Raw genomic sequence first — 18,524 nt, forward strand, 5'->3', positions numbered from 1 at the left:
CCAGCAGGGATTGCCAGATCCTCGGCAGGCCTCGGTTGTCATCGGTCCGGGTCTTGGGTATCGCGGGGTGAAACCGGGTGATGTGTCGACGGGAGGTCGGGGTTGTGACTGGGCGCCCCTGCAACCGCGGCCCCTGACCCCTATGGGCGTCGTTGTGTCGCCTGTCTCTTGTCCCGCTGCTGTGGAGCGTTTTTATGACCATCACCCATCTTGTGACCCATTCCGGTGGGTTTCATGCCGATGAACTTCTGTCCTCGGTGATCTTGACCCGCCTGTTCCCCGATGCGGCGCTGATACGCTCGCGGGAGGCTGCATGGATCACGCCGGACGCGGGGCGGATAATCTATGATGTGGGGCAGGCCTATGATGCGGCGGCGCAGATTTTCGATCATCATCAGCGCCCCAATCCCCTGCGCGAAGATGGCCAGCCCTACAGCTCCTTTGGTCTGATCTGGCACCATTTCGGGCGTGATTACCTGCGCGGCCTCGATGTGCCGGAAGCCGACATTGACGCCATCCATCACAGTTTTGATCAGGGCTTCGTGCTGCCGGTGGATTTGCTGGACAATGGCGCTATTGATCCCGGTGTGGCCGGGCCTTTGGCGGGGCTGACGCTGCCGGTGTTGCTGGAAACCCTGAAACCGGTGTTTGATGACCGTCGTGATGGTGCCGATGATCAGGCCTTCCTAGCAGCGTTGCCGGTGGCGCGGGCTTTTGTCGAGGCGTCGATCCGGGGCAAGGCTGCGAAACGGCGGGCGGAGACCATGGTGCTGCAGGCGATTGAGGGTGCAGGCGCGGGCAGGGTGCTGGAGCTGCCGATGGGCATGCCTTTCCGCTCAGCGGTGGAGAAGGCGGGGGCCGATCACCTGCTGTTCGTGGTGCATCCGCGCGGCAGTGACTGGACGCTCACCACCATCCGCAAGAGCGGTGACAGTTTCGAGAGCCGTGCCGATCTGCCCGCAGCCTGGGCGGGCCTTACGGATGAGGCGCTTGAGGCGGCCTCTGGTGTTGCAGGGGCAAAATTCTGCCACAACGCCCGGTTCATCGCTGTGGCGAGCACCCGAGAGGCGATTATGGAACTGGCTGAGCGCGCGGTTCAGGCGGTGTCGCAGACCACAGAATAGGCTGTCTTTGCGAAGACGCTTACACCCTGCCACCTTGCATCATGCGATGCGTGGCAGGGCTAAGATCCGGAATAGAGGCTATGTGCGCCGTATTCCGCAGAGATCCACTCAGTCGCGGATTACAGTGTACAAGGCAGGGCTGGGAACCACCCCTTCGATACGCGGCAGATTTGCGGTTTCGCGCATCAGGGCAGTGGCAGCCTGATAGGCTTCCGGGGTTTCCCACTGGGCCACATTGATCAGCTGGTACTGGGCATCAGCCGCAAGCGACTGGTGCAGTTTGGTTGAGATGTAGCCAGGTTGCGTGTGCAGAAACTCGCGGGCTGCGTCCCACATGGCAATGGCCTCGTCCAGCTTGTCAGCGGGGACGGTGAACATATTGATAAGCACCACATTCTGGGTGCTCTCATCCGCCTGAGCGGCAGAGAAGCCGAGGCTCAGCGACAGGGCGGTGATCAGGGCGAGCATATGTTTCATGATAGGTCCTTTCTTGGGCAATAGTTTGGACAGTGTGAGCTATGATATTTTACGAGGCTGAGAGGTGACTTTCATAGCTTGAGTGCGATACATCCGAGAACGGCGGCGATCATGGCCAGACCGATGCGCAGGTTATGCAGCATTAGCCATTGATCCAGCTTGGCGGCTGTGGCTGCGACCTCAATGGATTTGCTGGCAAAGGCGGCATTTGTCGGAACGAAATAGGCAAACGTCAGACCCAGAACCACCAGCATGAACAACGCGCTGGCGACCCAAAGCACAAAGCCAGGGGCGCCCCAACCGGCCCAGAGCGAGCCGCCAAGGCCGATCAGCGTTGGCCCGACGATCAGCGGGATGGAGTTCGAGACAAAGTGATTGTTTACGGCAAACCAGGTCAGAAATTCTGCAGGTGGCAGGCTGCGCCAGTAGCCACCCAAGGTGACCCCAATGCAGAGCATCACGCCGGAGAACCCGGCAGCGCCGCAAATTGCGAGGATGTTGAATGCCGTTTGTATCATTGTGCATCTCTGTCCGCGCGTGAGCCGTACCACATCCGCCAGATGAGCCCGTCACGCTTGATGAAATGGTGATAGAGCGCGGCCCCGACATGCAGCACCAGCAGGCCGACCATGGCCCGCGCCCCGATCCCATGGGGTATCCGGGGGGCATAGTCGTGGAAATTCGGCAGATCCCCGGCGGCACCGCCAAGGATGAGTGCACCGGCTCCGGACAGCGCCAGCATGCCAATGCCGCTCGCAGCCATTCCGAGGATCACCACATAGAACAGCAGATGCACGGCTTTGCCGCTGAGGCTCTGCCACATTGGGTCGCCCTTCGGGCTGGCGGGTTTGGTGTCCGCAAAGACCCACCATGCAATGCGCGCCAGCGTGAGACCGAGGATCGTGATCCCCATGGGCACATGCGCGCCGAGGATCCCGACCTTGGCACCGTCATCCGTCAGACCCGCAGCACGGAACCCAGAGGCAAGTAGAGCACAGATCAGCAGCGCGCTCAGCCAGTGGATGGTGATTGCCACGGTACCGTAGCGATTGGATCGGCTTTTCATATTGCTCCCTCCTGGTCTGGTCGGTGGCGGCTTACTGCTCAGAAAGCGCGGCGCGGTAGGTCTTGATGACGGTGTAACCACGCAGGAATTCTTCACGGGTCAGGAAAGCATCGTCATTGGCATCCGCACGGCGATAGTCCCAGGCCATTGCGCGGTGGTACTCGCGGCGGTCGATCGTGCCATCGCTGTCGCGGTCCCAGTTTGCAAACAAGATATTACGTGCGGCCTGAAACGCCTGCTGCCGGCCGTTTTCATCGGCGATGAATTCAAAGCCGAAGTCCCATTCGACAAACTCCTCATGCGCGATTTCACCATCTTCATTGCTGTCAATGGAGACGAAAATCGAGCGCCCGAAGTCCACGAATTGCCCCATGTCGACCTCGGTGGCCGAGCTGTCACCGATTGATCCAAAAATCAGCTCTGACAGTTCCTGACCGGGGGTGGCTTCGGTTGACTGAGCTGCAAGAGGGGTTGCGACTGGCGTCATCAGGGTCAGCAGCAGGGCGAGGGTGGGTTTCGAGTTCATCATTCTAACGCTCCTTCGGGTCTGATTTTATAGCGAGCTATTTATTTTGTTACATGCATTCCGAATCATCATTGCTATGTCTATTATATAGTGAGCTATTTATAAATGTATAGCCTGCAATGCAATATAATCGAGGATGTTATGAAACCGCCAAGAGAGACGTCTGCCGGATATCTGTTCAACCATCTGGCGCGGTTGTTTGGACAGGCGCTGCAAGAGCGAATACAGCCGTTGGGGCTGTCGATTGGTGTGTTCCCGATCATGCTGCATCTGTGGGAGGGTGACGGGCTGACGCAGAAACAACTGGTCAAACGAGTTGGGATTGAGCAGGGCACCATGGCCAATACGCTCAAACGGATGGAGCGCGACGGTCTGGTCATCAGCCAGCGGGACTTGCGTGATGGACGACGACGCGAGATCCGCTTGACGGAGCACGGGCGGGCGCTGCGCAGTCCGGCGCTGCGGATCGCGGTAGAGCAGAACGCCCTTATGCTGGGCGGTCTTACAAAAGAGGAGCAGGCGCAGATGCTGACTTTGATCACCAAGATCATCCACAATATTGAAGGTTCCAAAATCGGCGAAATTGATGCCGCTGAGGAAACAAGGTGATCCGCGCATCGCGACGTTATTGTATTCTATGCTATGGAATAATATGGGTAACGTATGACCTTTAATCAAAATACCTCAGCCGGATATCTGATAAATCACCTGGCGCGGCTCGCGTTTGAGGGGCTGCGCAAGGAAATCGAACCTCTGGGCATTGTGCCCGGGCAGTTCCCGGCGCTGCTGGCGCTCTGGCAGCGCGACGGCCAGACCCAGCGTGAACTGGTGGCCAAAACAGATGTCGAACAGGCAACCATGGCCAATACGCTGAACCGGATGGAGCGAGACGGGTTGATTGTCCGAAGGGCGCACCCTGAGGATGGGCGGGCCCGGATGATCTATCTGACGGAAAAGGCCAAGACGATCCGTGATCAGGCTTACCGGGCGGCTGGAGATGTGAACGGTGCGATGCTGTCTGATCTTTCTGATGCGGAACGCCGAACATTTATCGACCTGCTTCAGCGGGTGGTCAAAACACTCCGTGGAGCGGACCTGGCCTGAGGCAACCCGTCCCCTTACCCCGGCAACAGCCTGAGCAAGGGGACGGGCGCACCGGTTCCGGGGGGCGGACCGGTGTCACGTTTGTCAAAAGACCCTAGTAGCCGGTGAAAGATTCGACCCGGATGTCCTGCTCCGCCACTCCGGCGGCGCGGAGCATTTTCTGCGTGGCGGTCACCATGCCCGCAGGGCCGACGCAATAGTAGATTGGCGCATCAAGATCTTTCAGGTGGCGTTGCAGCATATCCTGATCGATCTTGCTGGTTTCGCCAACCCAGCTGTCCTGTGCATCCAGATCTGTCATGGTGGCGATCAGCTGGAAGTTGGAATTGGCCTTTTGCAGCTCCTCCAGTTCGCTCAGGAAGGGGGCTCCCGCCGGTGCGCGATTGGAATAAAACAGGGCGATTTTATGCGGGGCTTTGGTTGCGGTGACATTCCGAAGCATTGACATGAAGGGGGTAATTCCGATGCCCCCGGCAATGAAAACCGCAGGTCGGCTGGCATCCTCATGCAGGGTGAAGGTGCCGGAGGGGCCGGCGATCGTCAGCTCAGCTCCGTCGGTCAGAGTGCTGAGGCTGCGTTTGAAAGCGCTGTCGCTCAGCCGGGTGGCGACGGTGATCTGCGGCTCATCCGGTGCGCTCACGATGGAGAGGATACGCGAGCTGGCTTTGCCGTCCTCTGCGGCATCTGCGATGGTCAGCCGGATCCATTGACCCGCCTGATGCTGAAACCCTGCAGGTTTGGTCATGTGAAACGCCATCGTTCCGGTTGCGATTGTTTCGCTGCTGGTCAGCGTGACCTGAGTGGTTGGCGCGGCCTTTCCTGACAGGCGAATACCATCACGCATGTTCAGCCCCATCAGGACCAGGTTGGTTGCGCCGGCCAGCAGTTCGACGGCCTGCAAGCTGTAGAAGGTGGCATCAAATTGTCCGGCTGCGGCCTTGGACTCAAGGAAGAAGGCCATCGGCACCAGCACCAGCAGACCGTTGGCACCAATGATGGGCATCCGCTTCTTCTTGGCTGAAACCAGGGCCTCGTTGCGCCCGGCGGCCAGTGAGAAACCGGAGCCGCCGACAATCGCCATCGCGGGGATCAGCACGAACATGCCCATCAGGATCGCAGATTTTACCGTTGCCACTGTCGCATGGGAGGCAAACAGTTCAGACAGGACAGTGGACGTCCAGAAAAGCAGAATGGTCAGAAAGCCAATTGTGCCTGCAATGGCATGGATGCGTGTCTTCATGGCGGGTCTCCGGACTGGGTAAATTACAATGCCTGCTATTCATATAAATAGCACGCTATGTAATTGCAATAGTGTTTTGCCATCGTCGCTCGGAAGGGGCCACCGGCCCGGCGCGATATCAACAGATGTCGAACGTGGCGTGGTAGGTCAGCCTTTCTGTCTAATTGTTTCGCGTGCGAAACATTCGGGCAGGCGTGTTGATACTTTTTCTAGGCGTTGCGCAGGCTGCGCGCGCGGATATCTGGTGGTGCCACAACAAAAGTTTCGGCGAGGTTAACCTGACCGACCGTCGGGTGGCGCAGGCATGATGCGCCTCTTGGTTGTGCTTTGGCCTTTGTGTGAGGCTGATGCGTGCGGAAATTGCGTCTTCTGCGTCGCCTGCATAGCTTTTGTAAAAGGGGTTTGGTATCAGGTCTTGCAAGCGGAACACGCCACCGCTAACCCCCAATCACCCAGCGAAAAGTCAGGCAGAACATCAACCGCAAAAACAAGCGGAGACGGAACATGATTCTGCGACGCACTGCTGTGTCAACTTTCGCCTTGCTGGCCTCTGTGCCCGCAATGGCCGAAGTTGTCGAACTGGAACCAATCAACATTACCCAGGAAACTGGCGATGCCTATTTTGGCAAAAGCGTTTCCCTTGATACCGGGACCGTGGCCAAAACCGGTGACGCTATAGCCGAGACGCCCCGCTCTGTTACCGTGGTGACCGCCCAGGAGCTGGCGGTGCGCGGCGTGCAGAATGTGGAACAGGCACTGCAATATTCCGCCGGGGTTGTCGGCGGCCAGTGGGGGCTGGACAGCCGCTCGAACTGGTATCTGGTGCGCGGCTTTGACGCCAGCACGCTGCATGACGGGCTGCCCGCGCGTTACGGCTTTTACAATGATACCAAGCCAGAGCCGTTCATGCTGAACAGTGTTGAAGTGCTGAAAGGTCCGTCCTCCGGGCTTTATGGCAGCGGTGCGGTTGGCGGGGTGGTTAACACCACATCAAAGACCGCCGCACAGGAGTCTGACAACCTGTTTCAGCTGCAGGTCGGATCCCACGATCGCAAACAGGCCGCGGTGGATGTCAGCGGTGATCTGAACGCCAGCGGCACCCTGCGCTATCGTTTTGTCGGTCTGCTGCGCGATGCGGAGACACAGGTCGATCATTCGCAGGATGACACACTTGTTCTGGCGCCCTCCATCACCTGGCGCCCAAGCGATGATACCGAACTGACAATTCTGGCGAATTATCAGAACACTGATGGTAGCCCGCTGATCCAGTTCGCTTCCATCGCGGGTACCTTGCTGCCTGCAACTGGCTTTGGCAACGGGGACTACCTGCCGAACAGCCTGTTTGTGGGGGAGCCGGGGTTTGATACGTTCAACACCGAACAGCGTGCGATCACGGCGATGTTCAAGCATCGCTTCAACGCGGTTTGGAGCCTCAATGCCAATGCCCGCTATCTGGAGAGCGACGGTGAATACCAGCATGCCTGGTGGGCCTTCGACAACTTCGGCTCAGGTCGGTACAACCCGGATGGTACCATCAACCGGACCTTCTACCGGGCTGAGAACACGCTGAAGACCTGGGGGCTTGATGCCTATGGCACGGCGGAATACCGGCTTGGTGGCTTTGATATGCGGACCATTGTCGGGGCAAGCTACACACAGGGTCACTATGACAGCGATACAGGCTATGGCGCACAGGTCGGCCCGATTGACCCCTTCAATCCTGTCTATGCTGGTTACCCGACGATTGCGGTGACCGATACACCGGGCACCTCCATCACTGAGACGGGGGCCTATGTGCAGCAGCGTGCGAGCTACGACGATCGGTTGATCGTCGACTTTGGGTTGCGCTATGGCAAGATCGAAAGCGGGGCGAGCAACGGTAGTTTTGGTGCGACTAGCATCGCTGCAAGCGATAGTGAATGGACCGGCAATGCGGCGGTGATGTACCGTTTTGGCAACGGCATCGCCCCTTATATCAGCTATGCTGAGAGCTTCCGTCAGGATGCCATTGGCAGCGATGTAAACGGCAACGCGTTTGAGCCGACCCGTGGCGAGCAGTATGAGCTGGGTGTGAAATATCAACCATTGGGCAGTGACACGCTGCTGACGGCGGCTGTGTTCGATCTGACCAAATCCAATATGACTGTGGCGGATCCAAGCAATCCGGGCTTTCAGGTGCAAACCGGTGCCGCTTCGGCGAAGGGTCTGGAGCTTGAACTGTTCCACCGCTTTGGTGATCTGACGGTGGATGCGGCCTATACCTATATCGATAGCGAGGACGCCGAAGGGGACTACATCGCGCAGGTGCCTAAGAATGCTGCGTCTCTGTGGCTGAACTACGCGCCTGATGCTGGTGCCTTGCAGGGCTGGAGCTTTGGTGGCGGTGTGCGCTACAACGGCGAAGCCTGGGGTGGTGCCGGGACCTATCTGACGCCGTCTTATACGCTTTATGATGCGGCTGTTTCCTACGGTCAGGATAACTGGCTGGTCTCGCTCAATGTACAGAACCTCACCGATGAGCGTTATGTCACCACCTGTCAGGGCGGTGCCTGCTACTTCGGCGACGGGCGAAACATTGCCCTGACACTGACATCGAAGTTCTGAGCCTTAGCCACAGCTAAGGGGGAACGGGAACTGCGTCCGCAAGACCTGCGGGCGCAGTTTTTTGTTGTGGTTTGAGCCACTTGTGTGAATGGAAATGAAAACGGCCCGCTTGAGGAGTGCGGGCCGTTTGGGAATTTCCATGGATCTGACGGGTTACTTGGAGAAAGTAATCGGCAGGTTAAAAGTCATTTGATTGAGCGTCAGCTGTTTGGGGGCGGCAGGGAACCTACGCGCCCGCGCCACGGCCTTCAGCGCGGCCTGATCCAGCGCTGCATTGCCGGAGGATTTGGCGATGCGGTAGCTGATCAGCTGACCATTGCGCGCCACGGTGAGACGCAGCAGCACCCGTCCGGTGGCGCGGGTGCCAGAGGTCCTGCGTTTGTTACGTTCGACGCGAGCGCGGATTTTTGCACCCCAGATGGACTTGAGTTTTGCCTGTTGCCCGGCCTGTGCCGTGGCAGCGGCGGCGCGTCCAGCCTGACCGGCTTGAGCACCACCACCCGACCCGGCGGCGCGCTGGGCCGCGCGGCCTGCGGAGGTCTGCTGGGCCTTTCGGGCGGTCTGCGGTTTTGGTTCCGGCTGCGGTTTGGCGCGCGGTTTGGCACGGGGGCGAAGATCAGGATCGGGTTGCGGCTCTGCCTTTGGAGGGGGCGGAGGCGGCGCAGGGGTGGTATCCAGTTGCAGCGTGTCGTCCGGTTTAGGCTGGCTGAGGGCGATCTGCCGCGCGGCGCTGGGGGCCTGAGCCAGTTCGAACTGGGGTACCACGGGCGCGGTTGGGGCGGTTTGCGGCGGTGTCAGGGCGGTGTCGATCTGCGGCTGGGTCTGCGGCGGGCGCTCCCAGGTTTCGACCATCTCGGCGACGGTGGCGCTGGCGGCCTGCACCGAGACCATGGCATCGCCGCCCCCGCCGCTGGCCTCAGCACCGGATTTTGGCGCGCTGGCAAAAAGCGCCACGTGAATCACTGTGGCGATCCCGGCAAAGACGGTAAGTTCGGCTGCACGTTTCATTGCGGGCTCACCACCAGTTCGGCGTGGCTCAGCCCGGCCTCGGCCAGCTGGCGCAGGATACGGGCTAATTTTGTTGCTTGCAGTCGCGCATCGGCGCGCAGCTGCACGGTCTTGCCGGGTACACTGGCAAGTCGGCCGAGCGCGGCATCGCCCTCACTGCCATCGAAATGCAACCGACCCGTGGCGTCGATATAGAGCACATCGTCGGATTTGGCTTCGCCTTCCAAGCCGGCTTCGGGCGGGGTCACCTCAAACGGGTCAGGCTGGGCGAGGCGCGAGGTCATGAGGAAGAAGATCAACAGCAGGAACACGACGTTGATCATCGGCACGATGGATTCACCGCGTGGGCGGCGGGGGGGATCGGTTAGGTCCATGGGGCCTCCTCACTCCACCAGAACGAAATTGGTGAACCCCGCCTGCCGCAGCAGGCCGGTCACATCGGTGATACGTTGCAGATCGGCCTGATCCCGACCCCGCAGCACCAGCATGTCGTTGGGGCTGTCCATTAGCGGGGCCAGTGCCTCGGCCAGGTTGCTGTCGGCTACCGGCAGCCCGTTCAGGTCCAGATTGCCCGCGCCGATACCGATCAGCCGTGGCGGGCCGGTATACGCGCCGCCCTGACCTGCAAGCGGCAGGTCCAGCACCGCATCGGTGCCAAAGCGGGACGCCAGCATGAAGAACACCAGCAGTAGAAACACCACGTCGATCATGGGCGTCAGGCTGGGTTTGCGCCGGGGGTTCGGAGCTTGGGTGAACTGCATCGAATTACTCAGCGGCGAGTTTCAGCGACTGCGGTTGATGGGCGACAAAGATGCGGGTGGCGCTGTCTTCGACGTCGCGACGGATACGGCCGATTACGGCCTCGAACCAGGTCAATGCGGCGGAGGCAGGGATGGCCACGGCCATGCCGGCGGCGGTGGTTAAAAGCGCCTCCCAGATGCCGCCGGCCAGCAGCGCAGGGTCGGCTTTGGACCCGGCAGCCTGCAAGGCCTGAAAGGCCGCGATCATGCCCAGAACCGTGCCAAGAAGGCCCAAGAGCGGGGCAATGGTGGCAATCAGCTCCAGCGCGCCAAGGCCAGTGCCTGCGGAGGCCAGATGCAGCTTGGCCACGCGGGCGGTTTCTTCGCGGGCGCGATCCTCGGGGAGGGTCGAAACCGAAGCAAGCGCGCTGGCAACCACTTTGGAACGGATGCCGCGGCGGCCCCGAACGATGTCGCGCGCGATATCCTGGTCTCCTCGTTCAAAGGCGGCGACGGCGCGACCCGCCTTGCCCCGCGACCAGGCGCCGATCAGCGCCAGCCGCCAGATTTTCCACAGGATCAGTGCGAGGGTAATCACCGAGAGTGCCGCAATTGCCCAGATCGAGGGACCGCCGTCGCGCAGGAATTTGACTGCTTGTGCCGCCGCGTCGCTGGCGGTTTCAGCCAGGATCTCCTGCTGGGAGAGCGGTGCTTCGGGTTGGGGCGCGGGCGTTGCTGCGTCGGCGCGTGGCGTGCTGTCCTCTGCCTCAGGGACGGCGGTTTCTAGGTTGCCGGTGGCCCCATCATCTGGAGTCTGTGCCGCATTGACCTGTACAGCGCCGGGCTGCGCCGTGCTGGTCTGGCTGGTCGTGGTGGGCTCCGGATTGGCCGCGGGCGTCGGGGTGGCGGCCGATGCGAGGGTGCCGGTGCCGGAGACCTCCGGTGCAGGTGGTGTGTTCGCTAGCGCGGGCGCTGTGGGCGTGGAAGTTGCCGTCGGCGCTGCGGGTGCTGCGGTCGTCGGAGATTGCGCGTCAATTTGCGGCGCTGCCGTGGACGGGGCGACAGGTGCGTCCTGCGCCAAACCAAGAGATGGAATCAACAATAGCGCGGCAAGGGTCGCCGGTCTGCGAATGGTCATGATTGGCTCCAATAAGCAGCGATATAGCTTTGTCCGGGGGCGGGTTTGTCCTGCTTCACGGCGGCGCGCAAGCGCTGCACGTCAGATTTTTCACAGGCAAACCATAAAAAATGATCAGGGTGCCGGTCGCGGGCTGTCAGGGCCAGATCGCACAATGATTGCGCATCTGCGGGGCGCAGCCAGGTAATGCTGATGCCCTCCGGCGCGGTGATAGGGTAGCCACAGTCGGCCCCGTCTGCAGCGAGGAAGATCGCCTCTCCCTGGCTGTCTTGCGGCAGGGTCTCCAGAATGCGCGCAGCGGCGGGCAGAGCGGTTTCATCGGCATAGATCAGGATCTTTGATGTCTCTGGGATGCCACCGCCGCCTGGTCCTGCGATCCGAAGCGTGTCACCGGGTTTGGCGCCCAGAACCCAGTTGGTGGCGCGACCACCGTCGTGCAGGAAGATATCGAAGGTCATCTCTCCGGCGGCCTGGTCGATGTGGCGGGTGGTATAGACGGGGCGGTGCAGAGCCTTGTCACCCGCTGGCCAGACGGTGGCACCGTTTTCGGCAACATGAGGCCACGCGGGATCGGTGCAATCTGCAGCGGGCAACAGCAGACGGAAATGAATCGCGTCCTCCTGAAAGCTGCTGAGATCGGCCGCCTTCACCCGGACCCGCAGAAAGGCGCGGCCAACCGGGGTGATCGACTGCACGGTGGTGACATGCACGTTCGGAGGCAGGGCGCCGACGGTGGCGGTGTCGGACCAGCGCAAGCTTTGGGAGAGGCCGGGTTGCAGCTCCTCGAGATGTTCGGCAAATCCATCCTTCAGCATATGCAGACGGTCGGGCAGGGCGGCAGAGACGCGGATTTCGATCCCGTCTCCCTGCGCGGTGAAGTGGTAGTGACCAAAGCTGGGCACCTCGACCGTGACGGCGCTGTCGCTGTCTTCGATTACCGGCAGCTCATGCTCCTGTGCCATGGCAACAAGCGGTGTGCGCAGGGTGGTAAAGGGCAGTGTGGACAGGGTGGCGGTGGTCTGTAGCGGGAAGGTCGGGTTGATGGTCATGGGGGTCTCACTCACTCCGGGATGACATGCGGGCTGCCGTGGACGGGATCGGCAATGATGCGGCAGGGCAGGGCGAAGACGGATTGCATGACGCCTTCGGTGATCACCTCTTCGGGAGGGCCTTCGCAGAAGACTTGTCCGTCCTTCAGCGCGATCATGTGGCTGGCAAAGCGGGCGGCCAGATTGATGTCATGCAGCACCATGACCACAGTGCGTCCGGTGTCACGGTTGAGCTGCTGCACCAGTTTCAGCAGTTCGATCTGATGCGGCAGGTCAAGATAGGTTGTGGGTTCATCCAGCAGCAGGATGTCGGTGTCCTGCGCCAGAGCCATGGCAATCCAGGCGCGTTGGCGCTGCCCTCCGGAGAGCGCCTCAAGCGGACGATCGGCATGGGGTGTCATATGGGTGAGGTCGAGCGCACGGGTGACCGCCTCGGCGTCCTGTCTGGACCATTGGCGCAGAGGCGATTGATGCGGGGTCCGGCCCCGGGTTGCCAGATCGCGCACGGTCAGCCCCTCCGGGGCGGTGGGGGTCTGCGGTAGGATCGCAAGGCGCTGCGCCACGGCGCGGCTGCCCTGTCGGTGGATCGCCTTGCCATCCAGCAGGACCTGACCCTTGCCCGCAGGCTGGAGCCGCGCCAGCGCCCGCAGCAGGGTGGATTTGCCACAGGCGTTCGGGCCGACGATCACGGTGAGCGCGCCATCGGGGAGATCTGTGGACAGAGCGTTGAGCACGGGTGTGCGGCTGTAGGACACCGAGAGATCCTCGGCGCGCAGGCGGGCGGTGGCAGCCATCACAGGGCTCCTTTTCTGAATTGGGCCAAGAGCAGCCAGATCAGCGCTGGGGCGCCGATCAGCGCGGTGAAAACACCGGCAGGCAGCTGGATCATCGGCACCGCGCGGGCGGCGGTGTCGGCCAGCAGAGTGATCAGCGCGCCGGATGCTGCCGCCGCCAGCAGCACGGGGCGGCCATTGGGGATCAGGCGGCGGGCGATGGGACCGGCGGCAAAGGCCACGAAAGGCAGCGGCCCAGCGGTGCTGACAGCCAATGCGGCGAGCAGGATGCCGATGCCGGTGACCGCAAGTCTGAGCGGCGACAACGCCATCCCCAGCCCGGTCGTAAGATCATCAGCCATGCCCAGGCGGGTAAGCGGGAATTGCAACCAGATCACAGCCGGGGCAAGCAGGGCCAGCCCGGCCCAGATGAGGGCAACATCGCTCCAGCTGCGGGCGTTCAGCGTGCCGATCAGCCATTGTGCCATGTCCGCTGCGGTCTGGGCATCCATGCGACTGATCAGCAGATCGCCGAGGGCGGTCAACACGAGGCTGGCCCCCACACCGGTGAGGATCAGCCGATAGGGCGGCAGGCCGCGCGACCAGGCCAGGAGGGTCACAACTCCGGCGGTGATGAGAGCGCCGAGGATGGCACCGGGCAGCACCATGCCGCCGGTGAACATCATCGCCACCAGCGCGCCGCAGCTGGCCCCGGCGTTGAAGCCGATCACATCGGGAGAGGCCAGCGGGTTGCGCATCATGGTCTGAAACATCGCGCCAGAGAGGCCGAAGGCAGCCCCCGCGCCAAGTGCGGTCAGGATGCGCGGCATGCGATTGTCCAGAAGGATCATCTGTTGGATCGCGGTGCCGCCGCCGGTCAGGATGTCCTGCATGTCCGCAAGGCTCAGGGGATAGCTGCCCAGGGTCAGGGCCAGAAACGCGGTCGCCAGCAGCACGCAGAACAGCAGCGCGGCGGTGAGGACCGCGCGGCGCGAGACCTGCAGCGATAGGGCGGAGAAGCGGAGGGTCCAGATCATAGCTTGCGTACCCCGTTGCGGCGCACCAGCCAGATCAGCACCGGCCCGCCGATCAGTGCGGTCATCACTCCGGCCTGCATATTGCCGCCAAACAGCGCCAGTCGCCCCAGGAGATCCGCGGCAACCAGCAGCAGCGCGCCGAACACGGCAGAGAACGCGAGCGACCAGCCAATCGCGGGACCTGCGGCCCAGCGGGCCATATGCGGCACGATCAGCCCGGCAAAGGCAATCGGCCCGGCCATGGCAACGGTTGCGCCACAAAGAAGTACAATCGCGGCTCCGGCTGTGACCCGTGTCAGCCCGGTGCGCACGCCCAGCCCCTTGGCGGTATCCTCACCCAGCATCAGGGCGTTGAGGCCGAACCCTGCGATAATGGCCAGCAGCGCGCCCAGAATGAGAAACGGCAGCAGGGACTGGAGCGTCGCAGGCTGAATGCCGTCGAACCCGCCCAGCACCCAGAACCGATAGACGTCTAGCGTCTGTCGGCTGACCAACAGCAGGGCACGGGTGAGTGCCAGAAACAGTGCGCTGACCGCAGCCCCGGCCAGGATCAGCCGCAGCGGGTTGGCCTGGCTGCCACCGCCGAGGAGGAACACCAGCACGGAGGCGGCCAGACCACCACCGAGGGCCACCCAGATGAATTCCGCCGGGTCGGTCACGCCCAGAACAAGAATGCAGAGCACAACCCCGAGGGCTGCGCCACCGTTGATGCCCAGAAGGCCGGGATCGGCCAGCGGGTTGCGGGTCATCGCCTGAATCAGGGCGCCAGACATGCCAAGCCCGGCCCCGGCCAGCCCAGCCCCGATCAGCCGGGGCAGGCGCATATTGCGCACCACGATATGATCGGCATTGTTCGGATCAAAGGTGGTCAAGGCTGCCCAGATGTCAGCCCAGCCGGTGGCGCGGGCGCCAAGGCTGAGGGCGGCAATGGACAGCAGGCAGAGCGTCAGCAGCGCGGCCCCGAGCCACAGCAATCGCAAGTCGCCGGAGGAGGGTTTCCCAGGAAGTGTGAGAGTTGTCTCAGTCATGTCAGGAGCCTCCGTCCGTCAGCAGCCCGGCATTTGCCGTGCTGCTGACCACGGTTGCGGGGTCGCCATCCACCGCCGCCTCCAGCAGGGGCACCAGCTGGTCGAGCGCATAATCAAGGCTGAGCGGGCTGGAATGGGACAGCGCGGCGGACAGCAATTTGCCCGCGTAGATTTCACGCCCCTCGCGGTAAGCCCGCGTGGTATGGCGCAGCGGCATTCGCGCAAGTTTTTCAACATTGCGCCCGGTATCCAGCCAGATCAGCGCATCCACATCCATCGCTGACGGGTCTTCGGCCGGAAATTCAACGTAAAACCTGTTGAGCGCATTTGGCCCGCCCGGCGCGTCCTGCACCGAAAACCCAAGAGCGGTGAGGAACTGGCCACGAATGTCGGCGCGGGTATAAGCGCGGGTGTGGCCAGCCCAAGCCATCATGGCGCTGGCGCCCTGCCAGTCGGGATGAGCCATACGCAGGTTCGCGAAGCGGGCTTCGATCCGGTTGACGATCGCCTCCGCCGCGGGGCGGTTGCCGGTCGCGGTTCCCAGTCGCAGCAGCATCTGCTGCCAGGGGGCGCCATAGTCGCCGTCCTCGGTGCGCGGCGGCAGGGTCGGTGCGATCTGAGACAGCAACGCATATTGCTGTGCTGTGATGCCTGACCATTGGGCGGCGATCAGATCAGGCTCCATGGCCGCGATCCGCTCGATATCAATCTCGCCCTGCATCACCACCGGCTGAGCATCTCCAAGCGCCTCATGCCCCCAGGGCCAGACGCCATAGGGGTCGCTGCCGTACCATTTGCGCAGCGCATAGGGGCGCTCCCCCAGAGCCAGCAGAAAATCATGCCCGATAAAGCTGAGCGAGACGATGCGGGTGGGTTTGTCGGGCACCGTTGTGGTGCCGTAGCGGTGGCCAATCTCAACGGGAAAAGGATCTGCGCTTGCAGGCACGGGCAGAAGACCCAGTGCAAGCGCGGCCAGTGACGCTGCCAATGCCGCGAGTGGTTTGCGCCAGATGGATCCGCGCGGAGAAATCAATGTCAGGCGTCGGATTTCGCCTGTGTTTCGAGATGGTTGGGCCTGTCTCACATGTCTCTCCAGCCAGCGGCAGGAAGCTGCCGCGTTGTGATCCGTGTCTCGGTCGAGGGTGGCTGGATTTCATTGCCGTGAGTGGCGCAGAATCTTGCTAAGCACGCCATTTTGGGCGCGTTTCGTCACCTATTTAACCTTACTTCTTTTGTCAAGTTAAGGGGCGGGTGGCCTGCTTCGAGCATCGGGCGGGCACGGAGGGAGCCAGGTCACGGATCGGTCTGTCACAAGTTGCCAACAGTGAATGCCAATGAACCATAAGCTTGGACAGCCAGACAATTCGGCACCGATGCGTTTGGAAAATGCTTCATATAGTTTAGCGGTTTGGGGGATGTCCGTTACGCCGCAAGGCAAAAACATGCATAGGCAACACATCAGTATGGATGGCGCAGGCCCAAAAAACGGACCTGTAGTGCGAGCCTTGATACGTCCATATCCATACCGGCAGCCACTATTCGAAAGGCATCATGTCCAGGATGCCGCCGCTATCAATCATGTCGCGACAATCAGCGTCGGTGATCGGGGCTTTTCGTGTTTCAGGGAGTGGCCTGTGTCTATGGGCATAAAAAACCACCCCGACGAGATATTCCGGCAGAGTGAAGGCTGCGCCCGGCAGGCGGATGGTGTTGGAGGCTGGGGCGCGCTATCAACGGGCGCGCCCCAATGAGGGTATCAAGACAGGTGATGTACCTCTTGCAACCCATAGACCGAGGTGTCCAAACCCTCCATCCGGGCTTTCAGCTGCAGCGCAAGGTACAGCGAGTAGTGGCGAGATTGGTGCAGGTTGCCGCCGTGGAACCACAGGTTCTCCTGCTGTGTCGGCTTCCACATGTTGCGCTGTTCCCCTTCCCAAGGGCCGGGGTCCTTGGTGGTGTCGGAGCCAAGGCCCCAAACCTTGCCAACCTTGTCCGCAACCTCCTGGCTGATCAGATCGGCGGCCCAGCCGTTCATGCTGCCGTAGCCGGTGGCCATGACCACCAGATCGGCGTTGAGATGTGCACCATCCGAGAGTACCACGCCGGTCTCGTCAAAGCGGTCGACCTGACCTTTGACCAGCTTGACGTCGCCGTCGATGATCAACTGGCTGGCACCCACGTCGATGTAATATCCCGAGCCGCGGCGCAGATATTTCATGAACAGCCCAGAGCCGTCGTCGCCCCAGTCGAGATCAAAACCGGCTTGCTCAAGCCCAGCATAGAACTCAGAATCGCGCTCACGCATCTGCTCATAGAGCGGGATCTGGAATTCATGCATGATCCGGTAGGGGAGCGAGGCAAAGACCATGTCGGCCTTTTCCGTGGTCATGCCACTGGCCACCGCCTCTTCGGAGTAAAGTGCGCCAAGGCCGATATCCATCAGCGAGTCAGACCGCACGATATGGGTGGATGAGCGCTGCACCATCGTCACATCGGCATCCGCCTCCCAAAGCGCCGCGCAGATGTCGTGGGCGGAGTTGTTCGAACCTACGACCACCACCTTCTTGCCGGTCCAGGCGTCTGGGCCTTCATGCTGCGAACTGTGTTGGATGGTGCCCTTGAAATCATCCATGCCCGGAAACTGCGGCATATTGGGCTTGCCCGACATGCCGGTGGCCAGAACCAGCTGTGTTGGACGCAGCGTGATCTCTTCGCCGTCGCGGTTGACCTTGATGGTCCACGTCCCGGAGACCTCGTCATACTGCGCGCTCTGAACTTCAGAGCGGGTCCAGTAATTGATCTCCATAACCCTCGTGTACATTTCCAGCCAATCGCCGACCTTGTCCTTGGGCGTGAAGACCGGCCAGTTTTCCGGGAACTTGATGTAAGGCAGGTGATCGTACCAGATCGGATCATGCAGACAGAGCGATTTATAGCGCGATCGCCACTGATCGCCGGGCCGGTCGTGTTTGTCCAGAACGATGGTCGGCACGCCAAGCTGGCGCAGCCGTGCTCCAAGGGCGATGCCGCCCTGACCGCCGCCGACGATCACCGTGTAGGGCTGTTTGGTGTATCCTAGCTCAGCGGCCTCGGCCTCGCGCTTTTCCTTCCACGACTTGCGGTTCCTGGCGGCGCCATGTTCGGCCCCCATCGGGCGGCGCTTGCCCCGGTTTTCCTCGTAGCCCTTCAGCTCTTGCAGGGCAGTGAGCAGCGTCCAGATCCGACCGTCTTTTAGCCGCAACAGGCCCCAGCCCCGGCCGATGGTGGTTTCGAAGGTCACCCACGCGGTGGTCACGCCGCCATCCTCGCTGGGAATCTCCCCATCCTGAATGACAAACGCGTGCGGCTTGGTGTGTTGCAGTTGCGCTGTGAGCATATCCAGAACGCCAGACGGCCCTTCTACCGTCTTCAGGTTCCATGTCACGGCGACCAGATCGCGCCAGTAACTGTCTGGGGCAAACAAAGCGCTTGCGGCTTGCGCGTCACCGTCCTCAAGGGCGGCGTTCAGGCTATCGAGCAACTGTTGAACCTCTGCGGTGACTGTCGAGTCGAGCATTGCGTTTCCTCCTCATCGGCAATGTGATGAGCGGACAGTGGCGACAGGAAACAC

General features: G+C 61.6%; 19 protein-coding genes. 4 read left to right on the top strand and 15 right to left on the bottom strand.

What is annotated here, in order from left to right:
- The first annotated feature begins 194 nt into the window (after nt 1–194).
- Nucleotides 195–1,124 carry an MYG1 family protein gene (locus tag GAL_RS04025; RefSeq protein WP_024096313.1) on the top strand — a complete coding sequence of 310 codons (930 nt, stop codon included), beginning with the start codon at nt 195–197 and terminating at the stop codon, nt 1,122–1,124.
- 108 nt (nt 1,125–1,232) lie between these two features.
- Here GAL_RS04025 and GAL_RS04030 read toward each other — a convergent pair whose 3' ends face one another.
- The 4 genes from GAL_RS04030 to GAL_RS04045 form a co-directional block, all read right to left on the bottom strand.
- Nucleotides 1,233–1,601, bottom strand: a complete 369-nt coding sequence (locus GAL_RS04030) for an antibiotic biosynthesis monooxygenase family protein (RefSeq protein ID WP_024096314.1) — start codon at nt 1,599–1,601, stop codon at nt 1,233–1,235.
- 71 nt (nt 1,602–1,672) lie between these two features.
- Nucleotides 1,673–2,119 carry a DUF1772 domain-containing protein gene (locus tag GAL_RS04035; RefSeq protein ID WP_024096315.1) on the bottom strand — a complete coding sequence of 149 codons (447 nt, stop codon included), beginning with the start codon at nt 2,117–2,119 and terminating at the stop codon, nt 1,673–1,675.
- On the bottom strand, nt 2,116–2,667 hold the full coding sequence (locus tag GAL_RS04040; RefSeq protein WP_024096316.1) for a cytochrome b: 552 nt from the start codon (nt 2,665–2,667) through the stop codon (nt 2,116–2,118). Before GAL_RS04040 ends, GAL_RS04035 begins: the two co-directional genes overlap by 4 nt.
- Nucleotides 2,668–2,698: 31 nt before the next feature.
- The gene (locus GAL_RS04045; RefSeq protein ID WP_040104203.1) at nt 2,699–3,196 is read right to left on the bottom strand and encodes an EF-hand domain-containing protein; all 498 of its coding nucleotides are present in this window, start codon (nt 3,194–3,196) and stop codon (nt 2,699–2,701) included.
- Nucleotides 3,197–3,334: 138 nt separating this feature from the next.
- Here GAL_RS04045 and GAL_RS04050 point away from each other — a divergent pair, with 138 nt between their 5' ends.
- Both GAL_RS04050 and GAL_RS04055 read left to right on the top strand, forming a co-directional pair.
- Nucleotides 3,335–3,802, top strand: coding sequence for a MarR family winged helix-turn-helix transcriptional regulator (locus GAL_RS04050; protein WP_040104222.1), 468 nt, complete (start codon nt 3,335–3,337; stop codon nt 3,800–3,802).
- 54 nt (nt 3,803–3,856) lie between these two features.
- Nucleotides 3,857–4,297 (top strand): MarR family winged helix-turn-helix transcriptional regulator, encoded by a 441-nt coding sequence (locus GAL_RS04055; RefSeq protein ID WP_024096319.1) that lies wholly within the window; start codon nt 3,857–3,859, stop codon nt 4,295–4,297.
- Between the two features lie 94 nt (nt 4,298–4,391).
- Here GAL_RS04055 and GAL_RS21885 read toward each other — a convergent pair whose 3' ends face one another.
- Nucleotides 4,392–5,537, bottom strand: a complete 1,146-nt coding sequence (locus tag GAL_RS21885; RefSeq protein WP_024096320.1) for an FAD-dependent oxidoreductase — start codon at nt 5,535–5,537, stop codon at nt 4,392–4,394.
- Nucleotides 5,538–6,041: 504 nt separating this feature from the next.
- Here GAL_RS21885 and GAL_RS04065 point away from each other — a divergent pair.
- Complete coding sequence (locus GAL_RS04065; RefSeq protein ID WP_024096321.1) at nt 6,042–8,141, top strand: TonB-dependent siderophore receptor; 2,100 nt, start codon at nt 6,042–6,044, stop codon at nt 8,139–8,141.
- A gap of 153 nt (nt 8,142–8,294) precedes the next feature.
- Here GAL_RS04065 and GAL_RS04070 read toward each other — a convergent pair whose 3' ends face one another.
- From GAL_RS04070 to GAL_RS04120, 10 genes are all read right to left on the bottom strand, one after another.
- Nucleotides 8,295–9,149: an energy transducer TonB gene (locus GAL_RS04070; protein WP_024096322.1), complete on the bottom strand. Its 855-nt coding sequence runs from the start codon at nt 9,147–9,149 to the stop codon at nt 8,295–8,297.
- Complete coding sequence (locus GAL_RS04075) at nt 9,146–9,523, bottom strand: ExbD/TolR family protein (protein WP_024096323.1); 378 nt, start codon at nt 9,521–9,523, stop codon at nt 9,146–9,148. Before GAL_RS04075 ends, GAL_RS04070 begins: the two co-directional genes overlap by 4 nt.
- Nucleotides 9,524–9,532: 9 nt before the next feature.
- Complete coding sequence (locus tag GAL_RS04080) at nt 9,533–9,910, bottom strand: ExbD/TolR family protein (RefSeq protein WP_024096324.1); 378 nt, start codon at nt 9,908–9,910, stop codon at nt 9,533–9,535.
- Between the two features lie 4 nt (nt 9,911–9,914).
- A complete protein-coding gene (locus GAL_RS04085; protein WP_024096325.1) occupies nt 9,915–11,027 on the bottom strand; it encodes a MotA/TolQ/ExbB proton channel family protein in 1,113 nt (370 codons plus the stop codon).
- Nucleotides 11,024–12,076, bottom strand: a complete 1,053-nt coding sequence (locus tag GAL_RS04090) for a siderophore-interacting protein (RefSeq protein ID WP_024096326.1) — start codon at nt 12,074–12,076, stop codon at nt 11,024–11,026. The genes GAL_RS04085 and GAL_RS04090 overlap by 4 nt, the downstream gene beginning before the upstream one ends.
- Before the next feature lie 11 nt (nt 12,077–12,087).
- Entirely contained in the window at nt 12,088–12,870 is a 783-nt protein-coding gene (locus GAL_RS04095) for an ABC transporter ATP-binding protein (RefSeq protein ID WP_024096327.1), read from the bottom strand.
- Complete coding sequence (locus GAL_RS04100) at nt 12,870–13,886, bottom strand: FecCD family ABC transporter permease (protein WP_024096328.1); 1,017 nt, start codon at nt 13,884–13,886, stop codon at nt 12,870–12,872. The genes GAL_RS04095 and GAL_RS04100 overlap by 1 nt, the downstream gene beginning before the upstream one ends.
- Nucleotides 13,883–14,914, bottom strand: coding sequence for a FecCD family ABC transporter permease (locus GAL_RS04105; protein WP_024096329.1), 1,032 nt, complete (start codon nt 14,912–14,914; stop codon nt 13,883–13,885). The genes GAL_RS04100 and GAL_RS04105 overlap by 4 nt, the downstream gene beginning before the upstream one ends.
- 1 nt (nt 14,915) lies before the next feature.
- Nucleotides 14,916–15,998 carry an ABC transporter substrate-binding protein gene (locus GAL_RS04110; protein WP_024096330.1) on the bottom strand — a complete coding sequence of 361 codons (1,083 nt, stop codon included), beginning with the start codon at nt 15,996–15,998 and terminating at the stop codon, nt 14,916–14,918.
- Between the two features lie 672 nt (nt 15,999–16,670).
- A complete protein-coding gene (locus tag GAL_RS04120) occupies nt 16,671–18,470 on the bottom strand; it encodes an NAD(P)/FAD-dependent oxidoreductase (RefSeq protein WP_024096331.1) in 1,800 nt (599 codons plus the stop codon).
- Nucleotides 18,471–18,524 lie beyond the last annotated feature (54 nt).

Source organism: Phaeobacter gallaeciensis DSM 26640 (assembly GCF_000511385.1).
Lineage (GTDB): Bacteria > Pseudomonadota > Alphaproteobacteria > Rhodobacterales > Rhodobacteraceae > Phaeobacter > Phaeobacter gallaeciensis.

Excerpts from the sequence above, each read along its gene's own strand:
- GAL_RS04025 (WP_024096313.1), top strand. The coding sequence starts at position 195 with ATGACCATCACCCATCTTGTGACCCATTCCGGTGGGTTTCATGCCGAT.
- GAL_RS04030 (WP_024096314.1), bottom strand. The coding sequence starts at position 1,601 with ATGAAACATATGCTCGCCCTGATCACCGCCCTGTCGCTGAGCCTCGGC.
- GAL_RS04035 (WP_024096315.1), bottom strand. The coding sequence starts at position 2,119 with ATGATACAAACGGCATTCAACATCCTCGCAATTTGCGGCGCTGCCGGG.
- GAL_RS04040 (WP_024096316.1), bottom strand. The coding sequence starts at position 2,667 with ATGAAAAGCCGATCCAATCGCTACGGTACCGTGGCAATCACCATCCAC.
- GAL_RS04045 (WP_040104203.1), bottom strand. The coding sequence starts at position 3,196 with ATGATGAACTCGAAACCCACCCTCGCCCTGCTGCTGACCCTGATGACG.
- GAL_RS04050 (WP_040104222.1), top strand. The coding sequence starts at position 3,335 with ATGAAACCGCCAAGAGAGACGTCTGCCGGATATCTGTTCAACCATCTG.
- GAL_RS04055 (WP_024096319.1), top strand. The coding sequence starts at position 3,857 with ATGACCTTTAATCAAAATACCTCAGCCGGATATCTGATAAATCACCTG.
- GAL_RS21885 (WP_024096320.1), bottom strand. The coding sequence starts at position 5,537 with ATGAAGACACGCATCCATGCCATTGCAGGCACAATTGGCTTTCTGACC.
- GAL_RS04065 (WP_024096321.1), top strand. The coding sequence starts at position 6,042 with ATGATTCTGCGACGCACTGCTGTGTCAACTTTCGCCTTGCTGGCCTCT.
- GAL_RS04070 (WP_024096322.1), bottom strand. The coding sequence starts at position 9,149 with ATGAAACGTGCAGCCGAACTTACCGTCTTTGCCGGGATCGCCACAGTG.
- GAL_RS04075 (WP_024096323.1), bottom strand. The coding sequence starts at position 9,523 with ATGGACCTAACCGATCCCCCCCGCCGCCCACGCGGTGAATCCATCGTG.
- GAL_RS04080 (WP_024096324.1), bottom strand. The coding sequence starts at position 9,910 with ATGCAGTTCACCCAAGCTCCGAACCCCCGGCGCAAACCCAGCCTGACG.
- GAL_RS04085 (WP_024096325.1), bottom strand. The coding sequence starts at position 11,027 with ATGACCATTCGCAGACCGGCGACCCTTGCCGCGCTATTGTTGATTCCA.
- GAL_RS04090 (WP_024096326.1), bottom strand. The coding sequence starts at position 12,076 with ATGACCATCAACCCGACCTTCCCGCTACAGACCACCGCCACCCTGTCC.
- GAL_RS04095 (WP_024096327.1), bottom strand. The coding sequence starts at position 12,870 with ATGGCTGCCACCGCCCGCCTGCGCGCCGAGGATCTCTCGGTGTCCTAC.
- GAL_RS04100 (WP_024096328.1), bottom strand. The coding sequence starts at position 13,886 with ATGATCTGGACCCTCCGCTTCTCCGCCCTATCGCTGCAGGTCTCGCGC.
- GAL_RS04105 (WP_024096329.1), bottom strand. The coding sequence starts at position 14,914 with ATGACTGAGACAACTCTCACACTTCCTGGGAAACCCTCCTCCGGCGAC.
- GAL_RS04120 (WP_024096331.1), bottom strand. The coding sequence starts at position 18,470 with ATGCTCGACTCGACAGTCACCGCAGAGGTTCAACAGTTGCTCGATAGC.